Origin of the sequence: Paenibacillus pasadenensis (genome assembly GCF_002864175.1) — a bacterium.
Taxonomy (GTDB): Bacteria; Bacillota; Bacilli; order Paenibacillales; family Paenibacillaceae; genus Paenibacillus_O; species Paenibacillus_O pasadenensis.
In genome coordinates this window covers 129535-146794 of sequence record NZ_NFEZ01000004.1, presented here as the reverse complement: position 1 = coordinate 146794, position 17260 = coordinate 129535, and the positions used below count along the sequence as shown (strand labels likewise).

The 17260-nt window shown below is 66.8% G+C and carries 16 protein-coding genes; 4 read left to right on the top strand and 12 right to left on the bottom strand.

Annotation, left to right across the window (positions count from 1 at the left end):
- Positions 1–14: 14 nt before the first annotated feature.
- The gene (locus tag B8V81_RS10375; protein WP_028600678.1) at positions 15–1022 is read left to right on the top strand and encodes an N-acetylglucosamine kinase; all 1008 of its coding nucleotides are present in this window, start codon (positions 15–17) and stop codon (positions 1020–1022) included.
- A gap of 384 nt (positions 1023–1406) precedes the next feature.
- Here B8V81_RS10375 and B8V81_RS10370 read toward each other — a convergent pair whose 3' ends face one another.
- Positions 1407–1895, bottom strand: a complete 489-nt coding sequence (locus tag B8V81_RS10370) for a DinB family protein (protein ID WP_052333653.1) — start codon at positions 1893–1895, stop codon at positions 1407–1409.
- Entirely contained in the window at positions 1892–2371 is a 480-nt protein-coding gene (locus B8V81_RS10365; RefSeq protein WP_028600680.1) for a DUF6530 family protein, read from the bottom strand. Before B8V81_RS10365 ends, B8V81_RS10370 begins: the two co-directional genes overlap by 4 nt.
- Before the next feature lie 179 nt (positions 2372–2550).
- Here B8V81_RS10365 and B8V81_RS10360 point away from each other — a divergent pair, with 179 nt between their 5' ends.
- Both B8V81_RS10360 and B8V81_RS10355 read left to right on the top strand, forming a co-directional pair.
- Entirely contained in the window at positions 2551–3117 is a 567-nt protein-coding gene (locus B8V81_RS10360) for a hypothetical protein (RefSeq protein WP_101808323.1), read from the top strand.
- Between the two features lie 99 nt (positions 3118–3216).
- Positions 3217–3399 (top strand): hypothetical protein, encoded by a 183-nt coding sequence (locus B8V81_RS10355; protein ID WP_028600682.1) that lies wholly within the window; start codon positions 3217–3219, stop codon positions 3397–3399.
- A 502-nt stretch (positions 3400–3901) separates the two neighbouring features.
- Here the strand turns inward: B8V81_RS10355 and opp4C are convergent.
- The 10 genes from opp4C to B8V81_RS10305 all read right to left on the bottom strand — a co-directional run bounded on the left by opp4C (position 3902) and on the right by B8V81_RS10305 (position 16543).
- The gene (opp4C, locus tag B8V81_RS10350; protein ID WP_228551222.1) at positions 3902–4993 is read right to left on the bottom strand and encodes an oligopeptide ABC transporter permease; all 1092 of its coding nucleotides are present in this window, start codon (positions 4991–4993) and stop codon (positions 3902–3904) included.
- Positions 4990–5964, bottom strand: a complete 975-nt coding sequence (locus B8V81_RS10345; RefSeq protein WP_028600684.1) for an ABC transporter permease — start codon at positions 5962–5964, stop codon at positions 4990–4992. The genes opp4C and B8V81_RS10345 overlap by 4 nt, the downstream gene beginning before the upstream one ends.
- A 35-nt stretch (positions 5965–5999) precedes the next feature.
- The gene (locus tag B8V81_RS10340) at positions 6000–7625 is read right to left on the bottom strand and encodes an ABC transporter substrate-binding protein (protein ID WP_101808321.1); all 1626 of its coding nucleotides are present in this window, start codon (positions 7623–7625) and stop codon (positions 6000–6002) included.
- Between the two features lie 425 nt (positions 7626–8050).
- Positions 8051–8827, bottom strand: coding sequence for a DUF1684 domain-containing protein (locus B8V81_RS10335; RefSeq protein ID WP_180968419.1), 777 nt, complete (start codon positions 8825–8827; stop codon positions 8051–8053).
- 8 nt (positions 8828–8835) lie between these two features.
- The gene (locus B8V81_RS10330) at positions 8836–9171 is read right to left on the bottom strand and encodes an alpha/beta fold hydrolase (RefSeq protein ID WP_146000481.1); all 336 of its coding nucleotides are present in this window, start codon (positions 9169–9171) and stop codon (positions 8836–8838) included.
- A gap of 38 nt (positions 9172–9209) precedes the next feature.
- Entirely contained in the window at positions 9210–9719 is a 510-nt protein-coding gene (locus B8V81_RS10325; RefSeq protein WP_101808318.1) for an alpha/beta fold hydrolase, read from the bottom strand.
- Between the two features lie 214 nt (positions 9720–9933).
- Positions 9934–13179 carry a DUF7507 domain-containing protein gene (locus tag B8V81_RS10320; protein WP_101808317.1) on the bottom strand — a complete coding sequence of 1082 codons (3246 nt, stop codon included), beginning with the start codon at positions 13177–13179 and terminating at the stop codon, positions 9934–9936.
- A gap of 122 nt (positions 13180–13301) precedes the next feature.
- Positions 13302–14909 (bottom strand): hypothetical protein, encoded by a 1608-nt coding sequence (locus B8V81_RS10315; protein WP_101808316.1) that lies wholly within the window; start codon positions 14907–14909, stop codon positions 13302–13304.
- Complete coding sequence (locus B8V81_RS10310) at positions 14902–15615, bottom strand: ABC transporter ATP-binding protein (protein ID WP_101808315.1); 714 nt, start codon at positions 15613–15615, stop codon at positions 14902–14904. The genes B8V81_RS10315 and B8V81_RS10310 overlap by 8 nt, the downstream gene beginning before the upstream one ends.
- 121 nt (positions 15616–15736) lie before the next feature.
- The gene (locus tag B8V81_RS10305; protein ID WP_028600690.1) at positions 15737–16543 is read right to left on the bottom strand and encodes a TerC family protein; all 807 of its coding nucleotides are present in this window, start codon (positions 16541–16543) and stop codon (positions 15737–15739) included.
- Positions 16544–16922: 379 nt separating this feature from the next.
- Between B8V81_RS10305 and B8V81_RS10300 the strand changes: the two genes are divergently transcribed.
- Complete coding sequence (locus B8V81_RS10300; RefSeq protein ID WP_052333655.1) at positions 16923–17249, top strand: hypothetical protein; 327 nt, start codon at positions 16923–16925, stop codon at positions 17247–17249.
- Positions 17250–17260: the final 11 nt, after the last annotated feature.

Sequence of the window (17260 nt, the reverse complement as noted above, 5' to 3'; positions counted from 1 at the left end):
AAGGAGCATTGACCATGAATGGAACTCCTTCGTACGTGCTCGGCGTCGACGGCGGCAACACCAAGACCGACTATTATCTGTACGATCTCGACGGACGGAGGCTCGGCTCGCTCCGCACGGGCACCTGCAGCCATGAGCAGTTCAAGGACGGCTACGCCGGAGCGAAAAGAGCGCTCGCCGAGCAGGCCGGAGAGCTGCTCGGCCGCCATGGCCTGGAGCCGGGCGATCTCGCCGCGGCGGCATTCGGCCTGGCGGGAGCCGACATCCCCTCGCAGAAGCGGGAGCTGGACCGCGTCATCCGCGAGCTCGGCTACGGCCGCTTCGAGATGGACAACGACAGCTTCCTCGGCATCAAGGCCGGCAGCCCTTCCGGCGCAGGCGTCTGCTCGATCAACGGCACCGGCGCCTGCACGGGCGGCATCGACCCGTCGGGCCGGCGGCTGCAGGTCGGCGGCGTCGGCAGCGAGCTGTCCGGCGACGAGTCCGGCGGCGCCTACCTGGCCCGCCGCGCGGTGCGCCTCGCCTACGACGAGCTGTACCGCGTCGGCGCGCCTACCGCGCTGACCGCCCCGGCGCTGCGCCTGCTCGGCGCGGTCGGACCGGAGGAGCTGCTGGAGCGGGCGCTGGAGGCGATGCTCTCGCGCTCCCTGCCGGCGACGGAGCTGGCGACGCTGCTGCTGGAGGCGGCCGCGGCGGGCGACGGCCCGGCGCTCGCGGCCGTGCGGCATTCGGCGCGGCAGATGGCGATGTCGACGGCCGGCTGCGTGCGCGGCCTCGACTTCGAGAGCGGCCCGGTCGACGTCGTGCTGGCCGGCTCGGTATGGGTGAAGGCGGCGCCGCCTATCCTGCGCGAGCTGTACATGGAGACGGCGCGCGAGCTGCTGCCGCAGACGGAGCTGCGCTTCCGGCTGCTGGAGGAGCCGCCGGCGGCGGGCGCGGTGCTGTGGGCGCTGGAGCTGGCCCACGGCCGGCCCGCTTCCGAGGCGCTGCGCGCGCGCGTGCTCGCAGGGATGCGGACTTGATGGCGCGCTCAGCCCGCGTCTGACGGGCTGGGCGCGGTGCGGCGGCGGCGAGGCCGATCCGACGGTGCGCTCAGGCCGCGATTGACGGGCCGAGCGCGGTGCGGCGGCGAGACCGATCCGACGGCGCGCGTCTCTGACGGGCGCGGCACGGCACGGCACGGCGGAGGAGCCGCCGGCGGCGGGCGCGGAAGCCCGCGCCTGACGGGCTGGGCGCGGCACGCCAGCTGCGGGGCGCTCAAGCGCCAGGCCCCGAAAGAAGCTGCAAAAGAGGCTGCAAGTCCGATCCGGTTCAGCGGATCGCTTGCAGCCTCTTTTTTTAACCCCGGATGCGTCCTCCCTGCCGGGCAGGGCGAGGAGCCGTCCACGCGGATCGGCCGAACGCCCTCATCCGCCGCTGCGCGCCGCTTCGATCTGCGCGCGGTGATGCTCGTCGTGCTCCAGGAATTCTTCGAGGATAAGAGCCAGCGAGTAAGGCCGCCCTGTGTGCGGATCCCGCTGAGCGCCGTTCACGAGCAGCGGACGCTCCAGCACGGCGGGATCAAGCTCCCGCAGCCTGCGGCACAGCTCGCGCCTCGTGGCGGCCAGCTCGCAGAGCAGCCGCTCCCGCGCCACGCCGGAGTTGGCGTATTGGTAAGCGAGGGCATTGAACGGGTCGAACGCCGGAAAATGGATGCCGCGTCCCGCCTCGACCTCTGTCAGCACCGTCTCCAGCAGATAGCGGTCCCAGTTCTGCAAATGGGAGATCACCTCCGCGATCGACGCCTTGCCCGGCCGCATCGGCCGGAACCAGTCGAAATCGTCCAGTCCGGCCAGACTGCCCGCCCAGTCGGCCAGCGACTCGCTGCGCTCGATCGTCTCCCGCGCCCCGCTCAATAGCCCATCTCCTTGAGCAGGCCGGACAGCACCTGCAGCCGCTCGCCGATCAGCTCGCCGTCGTCGCTCAGCGCCTGGCTGAACAGCCGGATGTCCTCGTCGATGCGCTCGTTGTCCGTGCATACCGAGACGGTCATCGCGTCTCCTTGCAGGCCGATGCGGTCCAGCACCGGCTGCTCGGGATCGTAGAGCCCCTCATACCGGTATGCTTCGCGGAAGTGGACCATGCCGCTGGCGACGAGGATCGCCAGATCGAGCACGCGATGCAGCGGCAGCTCCTCGGACTGGCGCGACCATTTGCCGCCCGTATGGCGCCATACTTTGGCCGAAATGTCGACCTTGCCGCGGTCGTTCCACTGCGCGAGGCCGAGCGACAGGCCCTTCGCTTCGGAGTCAGGCGCGTAGCGGCCGTCGACCTGGCTGTAGTTTTCAGAGACGAGCACCGGCTTGTGCTTCAGCGTCGTCGGAATTTTCATGTTCATCGCGAAGGCCTCCCGGGGGAATGGATGTGGACGGCAGAGTTTTGATGAGTGAATTTCAAATTTCGATTTAGTAATTTACTAAATTATAAACGTTCGCTCTTACTATAGACCGCCGGAACGCCGATGTCAAACTCAGGCTTCGTCACCATCTATTCCCGAAGGAGACCCTGTCGATGAATGAACCGATGCTGCGCTTGAACCCCGGTGAAGCCCTCGCCAAAGAGACGGCGGGCTCTTCCGGCGTTTCCGGCGCTTCTGGCGCTTCTGGCGCTTCCGCGCCCCCGCCCGGCCGCGCTTTCCCTCGCACCTCCGCCAAAAGCGACTGGCGCCGCCTCGCGTTCTGGATGCGGACAGCCGCCTGCGCCACGCTGGCCTTCGGCCTGTTCCAATGCGTCGTCGGCATGATGAACTTCGGCCTCGGCACGCTCGCCGGTCTGCTGGAGGTCGCTGCCGCCGTCTGGATGCTGCGCCTCGCCGCGCAGGCGATGCGGATCGAGCAGTCCGCCGAATCGCCGGCCGAAGTGCGCCAGCTGTCGCGGCTGCTGATCGGTTACTTCCGGCTGCAGCTGCTGTTCACGGTGGCATTCGGCTTTGCCGTCGCGATGCTTGTCCTGACCGTCATCCAGTTCCTCACGGACTGGGACTGGGCCATCCATCTCGTCCAGCAAGGCCGCCAGGCCGACCGATGGATCGCGCGGCTCGAGCGCTGGTGGCACGTCGTGGCGGGCTGGTTCGAGTAGCGCGATCCTCTTGCAGAATGCCTCTGTTCATGCTAAAAAAGGAGGAATCTCGATCGAAGCCCTCCCATTCGGATGGGGAAGGCGGAAGGAGCTGCTCGGTTGGAAATGTTGGTTATATTCGGCGCCGCTTATGTCATGCCCGGGCTCGCCTTCTTCTTCATGCTCGCGATCCTGCAGCTGTTCGCCAAGGAGAAGTCCGATGCGCTGAAAATCGTGGCGTCCCTGCTGTTCGGCGCGATGATGTGGATCTTCTCCATGTCGATCTATATCGCCGCGGGCTGAGCCCTCGGAACGAAAAAGAGCATCGCTCCGGCTAACGCCGGGGCGATGCTCTTTTGGATGCAGGCATGCCTGCCTCATGGACCTTTCGTTCGGACAGCCGCATGCGGTGGAGAACGATGGGATGATCGCACGAACTGCATTTATGCGGCCGGCCGCATCGCCTAGGAAGCCTAACGATACGGAGAAGCGCTATTTCAGCTTATTCGCCTGTTCTGGAATTCTAACGATACTCTCGCGCTCTATTGCTCCCGAATAGGAGGAAAAACACCGAACTAGCGGCCCATAGCGTCGCTCCGTATCGTTAAAAATCCATTTCAGCGGAATTGAGCGAAATAGCGCTTTGTCGTATCGTTAGCGCTTCGACGGCGCCCAAGCCAAAAGCGACGCGCTTCGTCCGACACTCGACGCTCGACGCACTCACCCGACGCAGCGGGCTTGCGCCAAGCCGCCGCCCGCGCTCCCTGCGGCACCGCCGCCCCGGCGCGTGCCACCCGCGCGCCCGCTAATGCCGGTTGCGCGGATCGAGCGCGTCGCGCAGGGCGTCGCCGACGAAGTTGACGGCCAGCACGGTGACGATGATCGCCACGCCCGGCGGCACCCACAGCCAAGGCTGCGAGGTGAGCACGGTCAGCGACTGGGCGCTCGCCAGCATGTTGCCCCAGCTCGCGTCCGGCGGCTGCACGCCGAGCCCGAGGAAGCTGAGCGCGGCCTCGTCGAGGATCGCGCCGGCGACGCCGCTCGTCGCGTAGATCAGGATCGGCGCGACGGTGTTCGGCAGGATGTGGCGCAGCAGGATGCGCGTGCGGCTGAGGCCGAGCGCGACCGCCGCGGTCACGTAGTCCGCCTGCTTGATCGCCAGCACGTTGCCGCGAACGAGGCGGGCGACCGCCGGCCAGCCGAGCAGGCCGAGGATGAGGATGATGTTCGTCAGCCCCGGACCGACCAGGCTCGCCACGACGAGGATGAGCATCAGGTACGGGAACGCCATGAAGATGTCGGTGACGCGCATGATGACGTTGTCGATCCAGCCGCCGGCGTAGCCGGCGATCAGGCCGAGCAGCGTGCCGATCGCCGCCGCGATCGCCATCGCGCCGAGGCCGGCGGCAAGCGAGACGCGGGCCGCGTAGATGAGCCGGCTCAGCATGTCGCGGCCGATCGGGTCGGTGCCGAGCCAATGCCGCAGCGACGGCCCCTCGCCGAACGAGTCGGTGACGGCGTTCGGATCGTACGGCGCGATCAGCGGCGCCAGCAGCGCCGCGAGCGCCATGACGCCGAGCGCGATCGCGCCGGCGACGCCGAGCTTGTGGCGCCGAAAGCGCTGGAGGAACATCCGGCCCGGTACGGCGCCGATCTCCGCCGCCGGCCCCGCGGAGCCGGGACCTTCTTGCCCCGGCCCCGCTCCCGGCAACCGCGACGCGTCCCGGTACGGCCCTAGAGGTCCCGATGCGGCCGCCTCAAGCACCCCCGGTCCCGGCTCCGGCTTTGCCGGCCCGCTCTGACCGCGCCCCGCTCCCGACAACACCGGACCTGCCGTTCCCGGCATCGCCGGTCCCCGGCCCCGGCCTACGGAGAAATACCTTCGGAACAGATTCATGCCGCCCCCTCCCCCTCGTAGCTCGTGCGGACGCGGGGATCGACAGCCGCATAGATGAAGTCGGTCGCCAGATTGACGGCGATGACGGATACGGCGGCCACCAGGTTCAAGCCCATGAGCGTGGAATAGTCGCGGCTCATGATCGACGACAGCGTCAGCTGCCCGATGCCCGGCCAGGCGAATACCTGCTCGACGACGACTGCGCCGCCGAGCAGCACGGACATCTCCAGCCCGATGACGGTGACGATCGGGATGAGCGCGTTGCGCATGGCGTGGCGGCCGACGACGAGCGTCTCGCGCACGCCTTTGGCGCGGGCGGTGCGGAGGTAGTCATGGCCGAGAATCTCCAGCATGCTCGAGCGGACGTAGCGGATGCACCGCCCTGCGACAGCCGCCGCCAGGACGAGCGCCGGCAGGATCAGATGCCGGAGACGATCGACGAAGCCGCCGGAGCCGCCAAGCTCCGTCATGCCGCCCGAAGGCAGCCACTGCAGCTGGATGGCGAACAGATAGATGAGGCCGAGGCCCAGGAAGAACCCGGGCACGGACAGGCCCAGAAAGGACCCGGTCGAAGCGAGATAGTCGAGCTTGGAATATTGCCGCGTCGCGCTCAGCACGCCGAGCGGCACCGCGACGAGCAAGCCGAGCGCGAGCGCCGTGCCCATGAGCAGCAGCGTCGGCCCCATGCGGTCGAAGATCACCCGCGTCACCGGCTCGTAGGTGATGAGCGAGTAGCCGAGATCGCCGTGCAGCAAGAGATTTTTCAGCCACAGGCCGTACTGGACGTAGGCCGGCTCGTTCAGCCCGAGCGCCAGCCGCCGGGCCTCCGCCGCCGCGGCCGGCAGCTTGGGGCTGACCAGCATGTCCACCGGATTGCCGGGAGCCATGCGCATGATGATGAAGTTGATGACCGTGACGCCCAGCAGCACGGGCACGGCGGTCAGCAGCCGCCGCAGCACATAAGTCAGCAATGCCTGCACCTCGAATCGTTAACGCCCGCTCGCGTTTACTTCACGTCCCATTCGTATACATTGATGAACATGCCGAAGTCCTTCGGCTCCGCTCCCGATACTCGCTCGCTCACCGCGCCAAGCGCCTTGGTCGCATAGATCGCCGGCATCGGCACGTCCTGCGCGATGATCTTCTGCAGGTCGCTGTAGGACTGCTTGATCTTCGCCTCGTCGGTCTCGGCGGCGATCGCGTCCAGCAGCTTCTCCGCCTCGGCGTTCTTGTAGCCGCTCGGATTGCCTTCCTTGAGGAAATAGGCGATGTCCGGCAGCGGGTTGATCGGCGTCAGCGACACCGTGAGGATGCCGAGGTCATAGTCCATCTTGACGAGATTGTCGATCAGCGTCGCCAGATCCATCATCTGGATCTTCGTCTGCACGCCGGCGGCGCGCAGGTTCTCGGCGACGATGTTGGCCGCCTGCTCGAGCGTGGCGTCGCCCGACAGGACGTACAGCCGCAGCGTCTTGGCGCTGTCCCAGCCGGACTCGGCGAGCAGCGACTTGGCCTTTTCGGGATCGTAGGCGGCTGGCTGCACGCTCTCGTCGCGGTACGGGCTATAGCTGGTGAAGTAGCTGTCCACGACCTCGCCCGCGCCATGCAGCAGCTTGTCGACGATCTGCTGGCGGTTCATCGCGTAGCTGATCGCCTGGCGCTGCTTCGCGTCCGGCACGACGGCTTCGTTGATGTACATGAACTGCGTCGCCAGCGGAGCCGCCTCGACCGTGCGGATGCCCTGCAGCCCCTTGACCTTCTCGTAGTCGCCGACCGGGATGACGCCCGCCGACGGGATGTTCATGTCGATCTCGCCGCTCTGCAGCTGGGCGGTGACGGCGTTGCCCTGCAGCACCTTGAAGTTCAGCGAGTCCAGCTTCGGAGCGCCCTTGAAGTATGCGTCGTTCGCCTCCAGGCGCACGAACTGGTCGCGGTTGTATTCGGCCAGCTTGAACGGGCCGCTCGTCACGTCCGGCTTCTGCATGAAGTCGCTCTTGGCCAGCTCCTCCGGCGCGATGTCCGCAAGCGCCGACTGCGGGAGCGTGAGCAGGTTCTTGCCGATCGTATCCTGGAAAATGCTCAGCGTCGTCGGCGCCTTGACCGTCACCGTCAGCGTGCGCTCGTCCACCTTCTTGACGCCGCTGATCGCGGTCTGGCCCTCCGGCAGGAAGCCGGCGTCGTCCAGTCCCTCGATGATCGCGAACAGGTAGGCCAGATTGGAGGCGACCTTCGGGTTCGTCATCAGGCCGAGCGTGAAGATGACGTCGTCCGCCGTCACCGGCTTGCCGTCGGTCCAGGCCGCTTTTTCGTTCAGCTTGATCGTGAACGTCTTGTTGTCGCTCGTCTCGATCGAGTCCGCCAGCATCGGCTTGTACTGCAGGTCGGAGTCCAGATCGACCAGCGGCGGGAACAGCAGGCTCGCGACATAGGTCGAGACGAGTCCGACCGGCGCCAGCGGGTTGATGTTGCTCGGCGCGTAGGTGACGCCTACCGTCACCGACTTGGCGCCACCGGCAGCAGGAGCCTCTGCGGACGGCTCATTGGCCGGCGCATTCGCGTTCGAGCAGGCCGATACGAGCGCGAGGCTGGCGGACAGCACCAGCGCAAGCGCCCCTTTTCCGATTCGTTTCATGTGGATGTCGACTCTCCTTCATCATTCTAATTCCGATTGAACAACTTTGATTTTATTCAGTATCCGGTTTTCTTGGACATCTTGTCAATAGAAGATAGCGAAAATTGTCGAATCCTCTTTATTTTTGGATTATATTGTCGAAACCATCCGAGCGGGAAGAAAAATCTCCCTGCTCCCGAGCGCAGGGAAGGACCGGACAAGGCTGCGCGCAGCCTTCCGGTCCTTCCCGCGGCCCTCAGGCGGGCTCGGCGTTTTCAGCTCAGGCGAGCCGCTCCGACGGACTCGGCGTTTTCAGCTCAGGCGAGCCGCTCCGACGGACTCGGCGTTCAGCTCAGGCGGCCCGCTCAGGCGGACTCGGCGTTATCAGCTCAGGCGAGCCGCTCCGACGGGCTCAGCATTTCAGCTCAGGCGAGCCGCCCCGGAGCTCACGCCCGCTCGCTTTTCCAGAGCACGTTTTTCTCCCCCGCGCGGATTTCCAGCGGCAGCCGGTTGGAGCGCGGAGGCAGCGGACAGTTGAAGGCGGGCGAAAACGCGCACGGAGGCAGGAAAGCGCGGTTGAAGTCGAGCTTCACCGGCTGGCCGTGCTCGAGCGGTCCGTCCACCAGCAGCATCCGTCCCGGTCCGTACGTCTCGGGTCCGCTCGTGCGGTCGGCGAACGTCACGATGAGCGCGTCTCCCGAGCGGAACGGCACGAGGCGGAACGTCTCCCCGTCCCTCTCCGCGACAATCTCGCCCGGCGATCCGTGCCGGCGCGTGCGGCCGTCCCGGTCTCCCTGGTGCAGGAATTCGGCCGTGCCGTCCGCGGCCGCCTCGAACCTGCCCGTCCATACGGACGCCTCGTCCTCGGGGTAGACGTCGATGCCGTCAAAGCGGGCGAGCCGCTCGGCCTGCGGATCCCACACCGCGAGCAGATGAGGCGAGCCCGGCTGCGAGGTCGCGGCGGCGGCCCGTCCGTCAGGGAAATGGAGCGCCGCTCCATCCTCTTCCAGACGAATGACGCCGACGGCCGCAGCGCCTTCCAGCCGCGCTCCGTCCTCGGGCGCGAGCTCCGCCGTCAGCCCGCCATCGGCCGGCGACCAGACGCCGGGCAGTCCTTCGATGCGCGCCGGCTCCGCCAGCTCATGCAGCGCGACCAGCGACAGGTCGCCCAGCGGGCCGGCCGCGGAATCGAGCCTCCATTGCCGCCAGGCCCGCAAATCCATCGCGCCCCTCATGGCTGCTCCGCGGCAGCCGCCGGCGCTTCCAGGCCGAGGAACCGCCTCAGCTCCGCTAGGAACGCCTCGTGCTCCTCGATGAACGGCATATGTCCGCTGCGCTCGAACACGGCCAGCTCCGAGCCGGGGATGAGCCGATGCATCTCCTCCGCCTGCGACAGCGGCGTGATCCAGTCGTGGCGCGCGCCGACGATCAGCGTCGGCATCGCGAAGCCCGGCAGGGCGGCGCGCACGTCGTACTGCGGGATGAAATGCTTGAACGTATAGTTGGCGACCTCCATCGAGCCGATCGGGCGGTTGCCGGTCTCGCGCATCACCTGCTCGTCGCGCACATGGAAGTAGAGGTCGTAGTTGACGTCCCACCAGCGGATCAGATGCGCCTCGTCCTCGATCCGTCCCTCGAACAGCTCGGGAATGACGGCCAGCTGCTCCGGCGTGGCGATGCGGGAGGGAACTCCAGCGCCGCCGGGTAGAACTCCCGGCTCGGCGCCGTGCAGACGAGCAGCAGCTTGTCCAGCGAGTCCGGATAGCGCGCCGCGAACACCTGCGCCACCATGCCGCCGAAGGAGTGGCCGAGCAGATGGATGCGCCCGAAGCCCAGATAGCGCCGCAGCTCCTCGATATCGTCCGCCAGCTGCTCCAGCGTGCAGGTCGCCGGATCGACGCGCTCCGACTGGCCGTTGCACCGCTGGTCCAGGTAGACGATCTGCAGCCCGTCGGCCAGCGGCGTCAGCCACGGCTTGAAGTCGGAGTGGTCGCTCCCCGGTCCGCCGTGGATGGCGAACAGAGCCGGGCGGGCTTCCATTCGCTCCCCGACCGGCACGTAGCCAGAACCCTCGATATCGAAATAAAGCCTCGTTCCGTTGATTGTCGCAAACATCTTGTCGCTTCACGATCCTTCTGCGTTATGGCTTGTGCCTCAGCCCCGGCTGAAACAATATTCATAAATTATGTCGAATAACCACGAACCAAGTCAACTGAATCGGACGTCATCCCTAATTTTCCATATGCGCGCCCTCCCGAGCGAGCGGCCTCGCGAGCAGGATGGACGAAAAAATCCGCCCGGGCCCAAGGCCCGGACGGATCAAAACCGCCTATTCCTCCTCGTGCACGACCCGCACCGCGGCTGTCGCCCGCAGCGTCGGACCGTTGTCGGAGGAGGCGATCGCCTCGCTCACGATGAGCCCCTCCGGCGCGTCGTCCGGGATGCGGTACGGCAGACGCAGCGTCTGGTCCGCCCCGATCTCGAACGACTCCGTCGTCAGCCGCAGGCCGAACAGCGGCAGCTGCAGCACGCCGTTCACGAACGGCACGTTGCCCGTGTTGGCGATGCGGACCGTGAAGACGACGGTGCCTCCGGGAGCGGCGACCTGCGGCGAGACGGATTCCGTCAGGAGCGCGTCGTTCCGGATCGCCGCCACGATCGGCACGAGCACCTGGCGGAGCGCGGTCTCATTGGAGAACGCCGTGGCGAAGCTGTCGAACACCGTTCCGCCGCGCGTCCTCGCCGGCGGCGTGAACGGCACCGTGAACGTGCGGCTGTCTCCCGGCGGCAGCACCGGAATGACGGCGGCGAACTCGGTCAGCGACTCCAGCACGCGCACCCCGGTCAGCGTTTGGCTGGAAATGTTGCGGACCGTGATCTCAATGAGCGTGCTTCCCCGGTACGGCACGGGATTGGGCGCGGCCCGGCTCGTCAGCTCCAGCAGGAAATCCGGCAAGGCGACGAGCACGGACAGCGAATCGGTCACCGGCTGCAGCTGCGCGGGCACCTCCGGAGCGGTCGCCGTCACCGTATTGACGAGCACCGTGCCCTGCCGCGTGCCCGGCGGCACCGTATAGATGAAGCTCGTCACCGCCGTCTGGCCCGGCGCCAGCGCCGGAATCGCCTGCGAATAGCCCGCCAGCGAATCCGCGACGACGATCGACGTCGCCGGACTCGGTCCGGTATTGGTGACTTCGGCGGTGAACAGGATCGGCTCTCCCGGACCGGCGACGAGCCGGTCGGACAGCTTGCGGATCGCCAGCGTCGTCTGCTGCGGCGGATCCGTCTGGACGACGGTCTGGTATGCCGCCAGCTGAGCCGGCGTCTGATCCGACGAGACGGTCAGCACGTTGTCGATGACGCTGCCGTTCACCGCGCCCGCAGGCACGGTGATGCCGACCGTACGGATGACGGACGCTCCGGGCGCAAGGCTCGGGACCGTCTCGGCAAAGCTCGCGGCCGGATCGGACAGCAGCACGTTCGTCTGCGTCAGCGACGTCGTATTGACGACCGTCAGCGTATAGGCGATGACATCGCCCGGCGCAGCGACGGTCCGATTCCCCGATTTGGCGATCGCAAGGCCCGCCGCCACGATGTCGACGAGCGTCGACGCTTCGGCCGGATCGGCTCCAGCCGCCGTCGCCTCCGCCAGGTTGAGCACCCTCGAGCCGATCGGCGTCCCGACCGGAATGACATACGGCGCCTCCGCCTCGACGATCTCATCCACGGCGAGCGAAGGGATCGTCTCGTCCAGGCCGGTCAGCCGATCGACGAGGCGGACCGGACCGAGCGGCACGTTGCCGAGATTGCCGACCTGGATGCGGAACACGACCGGCTGCCCCGGAGCGGCCGCGGCCGGCGAGACCGACTTGACGAGGCCGATCGCCCGCACCGCAATGACTTCGGCGGACGATTCGGCCGGCAGCGGGCTCGGCGTCTGGTCCGACGTGACGAACGCCGTGTTCATGTAGACGCCGGGCGGCGTGTTGAGCGGCACGAAATACGTGTTCGACACCTCTCGCGCCTCTCCGGGGCGAAGGACGGGGATCGTCTCGTCGAGCAGCGTCTGGCTGTCGACGACGCGCACGTTCGTCAGCTCGACGTTGCCGAAGTTCGTGACCGTGACGACATACGTCAGCGTCTGGCCGGGACGGGCGACGTTCGGCGTCGTCGTCTTGACCGCGCTCAGCTGCGCGGCGGCCAGGACCGTCAGCGAGACGCCGACGAGCTGGGGACTCAGATTGTCGCCCTGGATGCGCGCCAGGTTCGTCAGGAAGCCGGGCGGCGTCAGCGGCGGGATGACGTACGGCCAATTCAGCACGAACTCCTCGCCCGCGACGATGCGGTTGATGCGCTGCTCCAGGCCGAGCAGCGGATCGGTCAGCGTCAGGTTGACGAAGTCGACGTTGCCAAGGTTGCGCGCCCGGATCGTGAAGATGACCGTATCGCCCGGCGAAGCCTGCGCGCGGTCGACCGACTTGGTGAACAGCAGCGAGGGCGCCTCGGAGACGAGCACGTCGTAGCTCGCCGTCTTGGGAGCGAGATCCTGCGGCTGGACGGTCGCCGTATTGGTCAGCACGCCGGGCGGAGCCTGCGCCGGAATCGTGTACGTTCCCGCGACGGCCTCGCTCTGGCCCGGATCGAGCTGCGGCAGCGTCGTGCTGATGCCGATCAGCGGGTCGTTTACGGCGATGTTCGTGATCGGGTAATTCCCCGTATTGGTCACGACGATCGAGAACTGCACCGTATCGCCCGGCGAAGCCTCGTTGCGGTCGCCCGTCTTGACGACGTCGAACGTCAGCAGGCCGAGAGCGGTGATGACGACGCGCCCGTCGCCTGCCTGCACGCCGGCTGTCGTCTCCGCATCGTAAGCGGCGCCGAGAAAAGAGGAGCCGCCGCCTGCGGAGCCGTCGTTGCCGTTGCCGGCTCCGCTGCCGCCGCCTCCGTACAATCCGCCGCCCCCGCCTCCGCCGCCTTCGTAGCGATTCCCCGTGCCGCTGCCGCCTTGGCCGAGGACTCCCGGCGTGCCGCTGTTGCTCCCTCCGACTCCTCCCGCTCCGCCGGCCGTCTGCGTGCCGCCCTTGCCCGGCGCGACCGTATCGTCGCCCGTGCCGGCCGCGCCCTGCAGGCCGCCTCCGGCTCCGCCCGGAAAGCCTCTCGTCATGCTCGTTACGTTCCCGACGCCGCCTCCCCCTCCGGCGCCGATCAGGATGCGGTTCGCCAGCGCGCTCCCGCCTCGCCGCATGTCGCTGGCTCCTCCGCCCCCGCCGCCCGAGGCGGAATTGTCGAAGCCGGGGCCGCCGTTCCCGCCGCCGTTGAAGCCTCCCGCCGTCGCCGGCCCGTTCAGCCGGCCGTCCTCGCCTTTTCCGCCTGCCGCCACGACGAGCGGCTCGCCGGGCGTCACCCGAAACGTGCCGGCGGCGTAGCCGCCATTTCCGCCGATGCCCTGCGTCGTGGCCGTCCCGCCCTGCGCGCCCCAGCATTCGATCCGGATCACGCCTACGTCGCCCGGCACGTTCCATGTCTGCTGCGCTCCTGTGAAGTCGAATACGAACTGCTCTCCGATCGCCGTCATTCGCGTCCATCCCCCCTTGTCCCGGCCGCCTCGAGGCCGAACATCTTCCTATGCGTATGACAAAGGCGGGTTGGCCTAGTACGGCAGTCGCGGAATCGCGCGCCTCGGCGTCGGCGTCCGGCTCACTTGATCCGGAACGTCCTCGCGCCGAGGCGGCTTACGAGCCCTAGCGCCGCCGCGGCATACAGCGCCAGCAGCAGGGCGGAGCCGGCCGCCAGCGCCGGCAGCTCCGGCCGCAGCAGCAGCACGAGCCAGCAGCCCGCCGAGAGCGCCATGTTGACGAAGTGGAACAGCGGGTTTTTGGCGTCCAGCTCGGTCGAATACGGCTGGAGCAAATAGTAGAGCGCCAGATGATGGACCGAGAACAGCAGCGCCAGCGACAGCACGAGCGCCCAGAGCAGCAGCAGCTCTTCGAGCGGCAAGGCGGCTCCCGCGACGGCCGCGGCGGCCGTCAGCGCGGCGGCCGCGGCCGCTCCCGTCAGCAGGTTCATGGCGGCCAGGCGGACCAGGCGCAGGCGGAAATGCTTGGGCGCCGCAGCCCGGTAAAAGGCGTACCGCATCAGCGGCATGTCGCAGTTGTAGAACAGCGCCCGGCAGATCCGCTCTCCGACGGAGAGCAGGTACAGGCCGAACGGCAGGTACACGGCCAGCGAGGCCGGGTCCCATGAGCCGGGCTGCGGACGCAGCACGGCCAGCACGGCGCAGCCGGCCGCTCCCGCTCCCGCCACGATGGCGAGCCGCACCAGGAGGGGACGGCGGACGAGCCGGCGATGCCGGGAAAAGAACAGCGCGTTCAGATAAGCATAGCCGCTCGAGCCCGAGGCGCTGCCGCCCCGATCCGGTCCAGGATCGCCGAGATCGTCCTGCTTGACGGCCACATCCGCCTTTTTCGCTTCCGCCATCATCCGCCCGAGATCGAGCAGCGGATCGTCCCGGCGGGTCGCCGCCTCGACCGCCTCGCGGTAGCGGGGATAGCGGGCGAGCCGCCAGACTGCGGCTGCGCCGAGCAAGGCGATGAGCGCGGCCAGGAGCGCCGCAGGCAGGGCAGGCAGCCGCAGGTCCGGAGCCAGGCCGAGCAGCGGCGGGCCATAGGCGAGAGCGAGTCCGACGAGGATCGACGCCCAGATGAGGCCGTTCTTTTTGATCAGCACGATCCCGGTCCGCTCGAACAGCAGCAGATGCCCGTACTCGGCCGCGAGCCGCCACATCGTGATCGACAGCGCCAGCAGCGCCCCGCCGAGCATGGAGCCGCCGACGAACGGGAGCAGGACGGCGAGCGCGATCAGGAACGACAGGAAAAAGACGACGTACCGGTACGTCAGCGTCGCCTTCATGTAGAGCTCTCCGGGAATCCGCATCAGCTTGACCGCGACGAACTTGTCCCGCTTCGGCTCGAGCACCCGCGCGTTCCACAAGCAGGCGGTGAAGAAGCTGAGCGGCAGCAGGATCGCCAGCGCGGACGGCAGCGGATCCGCCGCATGCCCGGCCTCCCGCATCCAAAGCGCAGGGAGCACGACGCAGAGGCCGACATAGATCAGCTTGTTCGCGACCGCCCACAGCAGCTCCAGCACGATCGCCGCCCAGGAGGCGGCGCGCTTCCAGCCGCGCCGGGCATAGAGCGATTCGGGCACGCGGGAGCCGATCCACGGCAGCCGCCGCATGTAATAGACGAGGCGGTTGGCGAACGAAGCGACCTGGATGGCCCGCAGCAGCCGGTAGACGCTACTCATCGGCCGGTCCGTCCTGCAGCAGCTCTACGACCTGCCGCTCGAACTCCGGACTGCGCAGCAGCTCGGACGGCACGGAGGACAGCGAGCCTTGGTTCAGCACGACGAGCTCGTCGCACAGGTCGGTCGCCAGCTGCAGGATATGGGTGGAGAAGATGAGGATATGATCCTGCTTCATCTCCCGCAGCATCTGCTTCATCTCCAGCGCCACGATGACGTCGAAGGAGGTGAGCGGCTCGTCGAGCAGGATGACCGGAGGCTTGGCGATGAAGAAGAGCAGCATCTGCACCTTGTTCTTCATCCCGTGCGAATAGCCCTTGATGAGGCGATGCCGGTCGTGGCCGTCGAAGCGCATCCGGTCGAACCATGCATCGATGTCCAAGCCTTCCGTCCGCCGGTCCGGATTCGCTTCGAGGTAGAACTTCACGAACTCGTACCCGGTCAGAAACTCGGGCAGGATCGGCAGCGAGTAGACGTAGCCGACATCCGTCTCCCGCAGCTCCCGCCTGCTGCCGTCGTCCTCCTCCAGATACGCTGTTCCGCCATCTGTGCTCAACTCGCGGCTGAGGCTGTTGAACAGCGTCGTCTTGCCGGCGCCGTTCCGTCCGAGCAGGCCGTAGATCTTGCCTTTCTCGAACGAGTACGATACTTCCCGCAGCACCGGCTTGCCGTCGAACGTCTTGCTGATCCGCTCCAGAATGAGCTTCACGACGATCCCTCCTTCAAGGTCCTGATCGTCTGCATACGCAGGAGCGGCGCCCGGCGATGCAGAAAACGGGGCCGGAAACGGAAACAGCCGCACGCCCCTGCAGGGGAGTGCGGCTGTTTGCTTATTCCGGGAATTCGGCCGGCACCGGCTTCGCCTCGTCCTGCTTGCCGGTTTTGCGGCCCGACAGGAACCAGCCGCCTACGGCGACGGCGACGAGCACGCCGTAGAAGATGAGCTTCCAGCCGGTCGACTCGGCAAAGTCATGCGGGATGACATGCAGCGAAGGATGCGCCAGCGTGTGAACCGCCAGCTTGACGCCGACCCAGCCGACGATGACGAAGGCCGCGATCTCGAGCGAAGGCCGCGCCTCCAGCAGCTTCACGAAGGCATTGGCCGCGAAGCGCATGATCAGCAGGCCGATGAATCCGCCCAGGAAGATGACGGCGAAGTGGCCTCCGTCCATGCCGCCGATTTGCGGCAGCGGCGTCTCCGGCAAGGCGACGGCGAGCGCGACGGCGGCGAGGATCGAGTCGACCGCGAAGGCGATGTCCGCCAGCTCGACCTTGATGACGGTGCCCCAGAAGCCGGATTTTTTCGGCTCGGCGGCCGTATGCGGCTCGACTTCCTGCTTCGCTCTCTTGACGATCACCTTGCGGTAGATGTGGTTGGCGGCGATGAACAGCAGATAGAGCGCGCCGATCGCCTGCACCTGCCAGACGTCGACCAGGAACGAGATGATGAACAGCGACGCGAAGCGGAACACGAACGCCCCCGCCAAGCCGTAGAACAAAGCCTTCTTCCTTTGCTGTTCCGGCAGATGCTTGACCATGATGGCCAGCACGAGCGCGTTGTCCGCCGCGAGCAGGCCCTCCAGCGCGATCAGGACGAGCAGCACCCATCCGTACTCCATCAGCAATGCGAAATCCATGTCCTTTCCTCCTTTGAATGAAATCGGATGTGCCCGGAAGAATGCAAAAAGACCCTTGCCGATGAGGAAACAGCCTCATGGACAAAGGTCTCACCAACAGCGCCGAATTATGCGGCGCTGCCAATAAAGCCGGAGAGCTCGCGCTCTCGGATTGACGACTTTACTGTACCAGTTACTCCCCTTCGGAGTCTTATGCGATTAGGCCGAGCGTTGCAATCAGAACGGTATACGCGCGCTTGCAGAGCTTGGTTTCACTTCTTGCGAAAAAAAAGATTCTCTTCTTTCTACCCGCGGTCCGGGACGCCTAAACCGGGGGGCGTCACCTCTGTCTGGGCGGGCGCATACGCTAGGCTATGCCCAGAAAACGGAGGTCATGCCCATGCATCCGTACGACTCCGCGCCAACGCCGGCACCGACGCGCGTGTACCACTGCGAGTCCGACCATCATGAAACGCTGCTCGGCGTCAAGCAGCGCCTGCAGGCGCTGTGCGCAGAGCACGCCTACCGCCTCGTCAAGGTCGAGACGATGGACGGCGACGTCTACGAGGGGAAGATCGTGCTGTGCGACCGCAGCATCATGTTCCTGCAGCTGTCGAACGAAGGCCTCAGCCGCGCGTTCCTGCCCGGCCCGCCGAATCCGTACTTCTACAACAACGTCATCCTGCCGCTCGTCCTGTTCGACCTGCTGGCCATCACGCTGATCTAAAGGAGGAAGTT

What these genes read in the sequence shown, in the direction of transcription:
- B8V81_RS10375 (WP_028600678.1), top strand. Translation starts at nt 15, where the DNA reads ATGAATGGAACTCCTTCGTACGTGCTCGGCGTCGACGGCGGCAACACC.
- B8V81_RS10365 (WP_028600680.1), bottom strand. Translation starts at nt 2,371, where the DNA reads ATGAAAATTCCGACGACGCTGAAGCACAAGCCGGTGCTCGTCTCTGAA.
- B8V81_RS10360 (WP_101808323.1), top strand. Translation starts at nt 2,551, where the DNA reads ATGAATGAACCGATGCTGCGCTTGAACCCCGGTGAAGCCCTCGCCAAA.
- opp4C (WP_228551222.1), bottom strand. Translation starts at nt 4,993, where the DNA reads ATGAATCTGTTCCGAAGGTATTTCTCCGTAGGCCGGGGCCGGGGACCG.
- B8V81_RS10340 (WP_101808321.1), bottom strand. Translation starts at nt 7,625, where the DNA reads ATGAAACGAATCGGAAAAGGGGCGCTTGCGCTGGTGCTGTCCGCCAGC.
- B8V81_RS10335 (WP_180968419.1), bottom strand. Translation starts at nt 8,827, where the DNA reads ATGGATTTGCGGGCCTGGCGGCAATGGAGGCTCGATTCCGCGGCCGGC.
- B8V81_RS10325 (WP_101808318.1), bottom strand. Translation starts at nt 9,719, where the DNA reads ATGTTTGCGACAATCAACGGAACGAGGCTTTATTTCGATATCGAGGGT.
- B8V81_RS10320 (WP_101808317.1), bottom strand. Translation starts at nt 13,179, where the DNA reads ATGACGGCGATCGGAGAGCAGTTCGTATTCGACTTCACAGGAGCGCAG.
- B8V81_RS10315 (WP_101808316.1), bottom strand. Translation starts at nt 14,909, where the DNA reads ATGAGTAGCGTCTACCGGCTGCTGCGGGCCATCCAGGTCGCTTCGTTC.
- B8V81_RS10305 (WP_028600690.1), bottom strand. Translation starts at nt 16,543, where the DNA reads ATGGATTTCGCATTGCTGATGGAGTACGGATGGGTGCTGCTCGTCCTG.
- B8V81_RS10300 (WP_052333655.1), top strand. Translation starts at nt 16,923, where the DNA reads ATGCATCCGTACGACTCCGCGCCAACGCCGGCACCGACGCGCGTGTAC.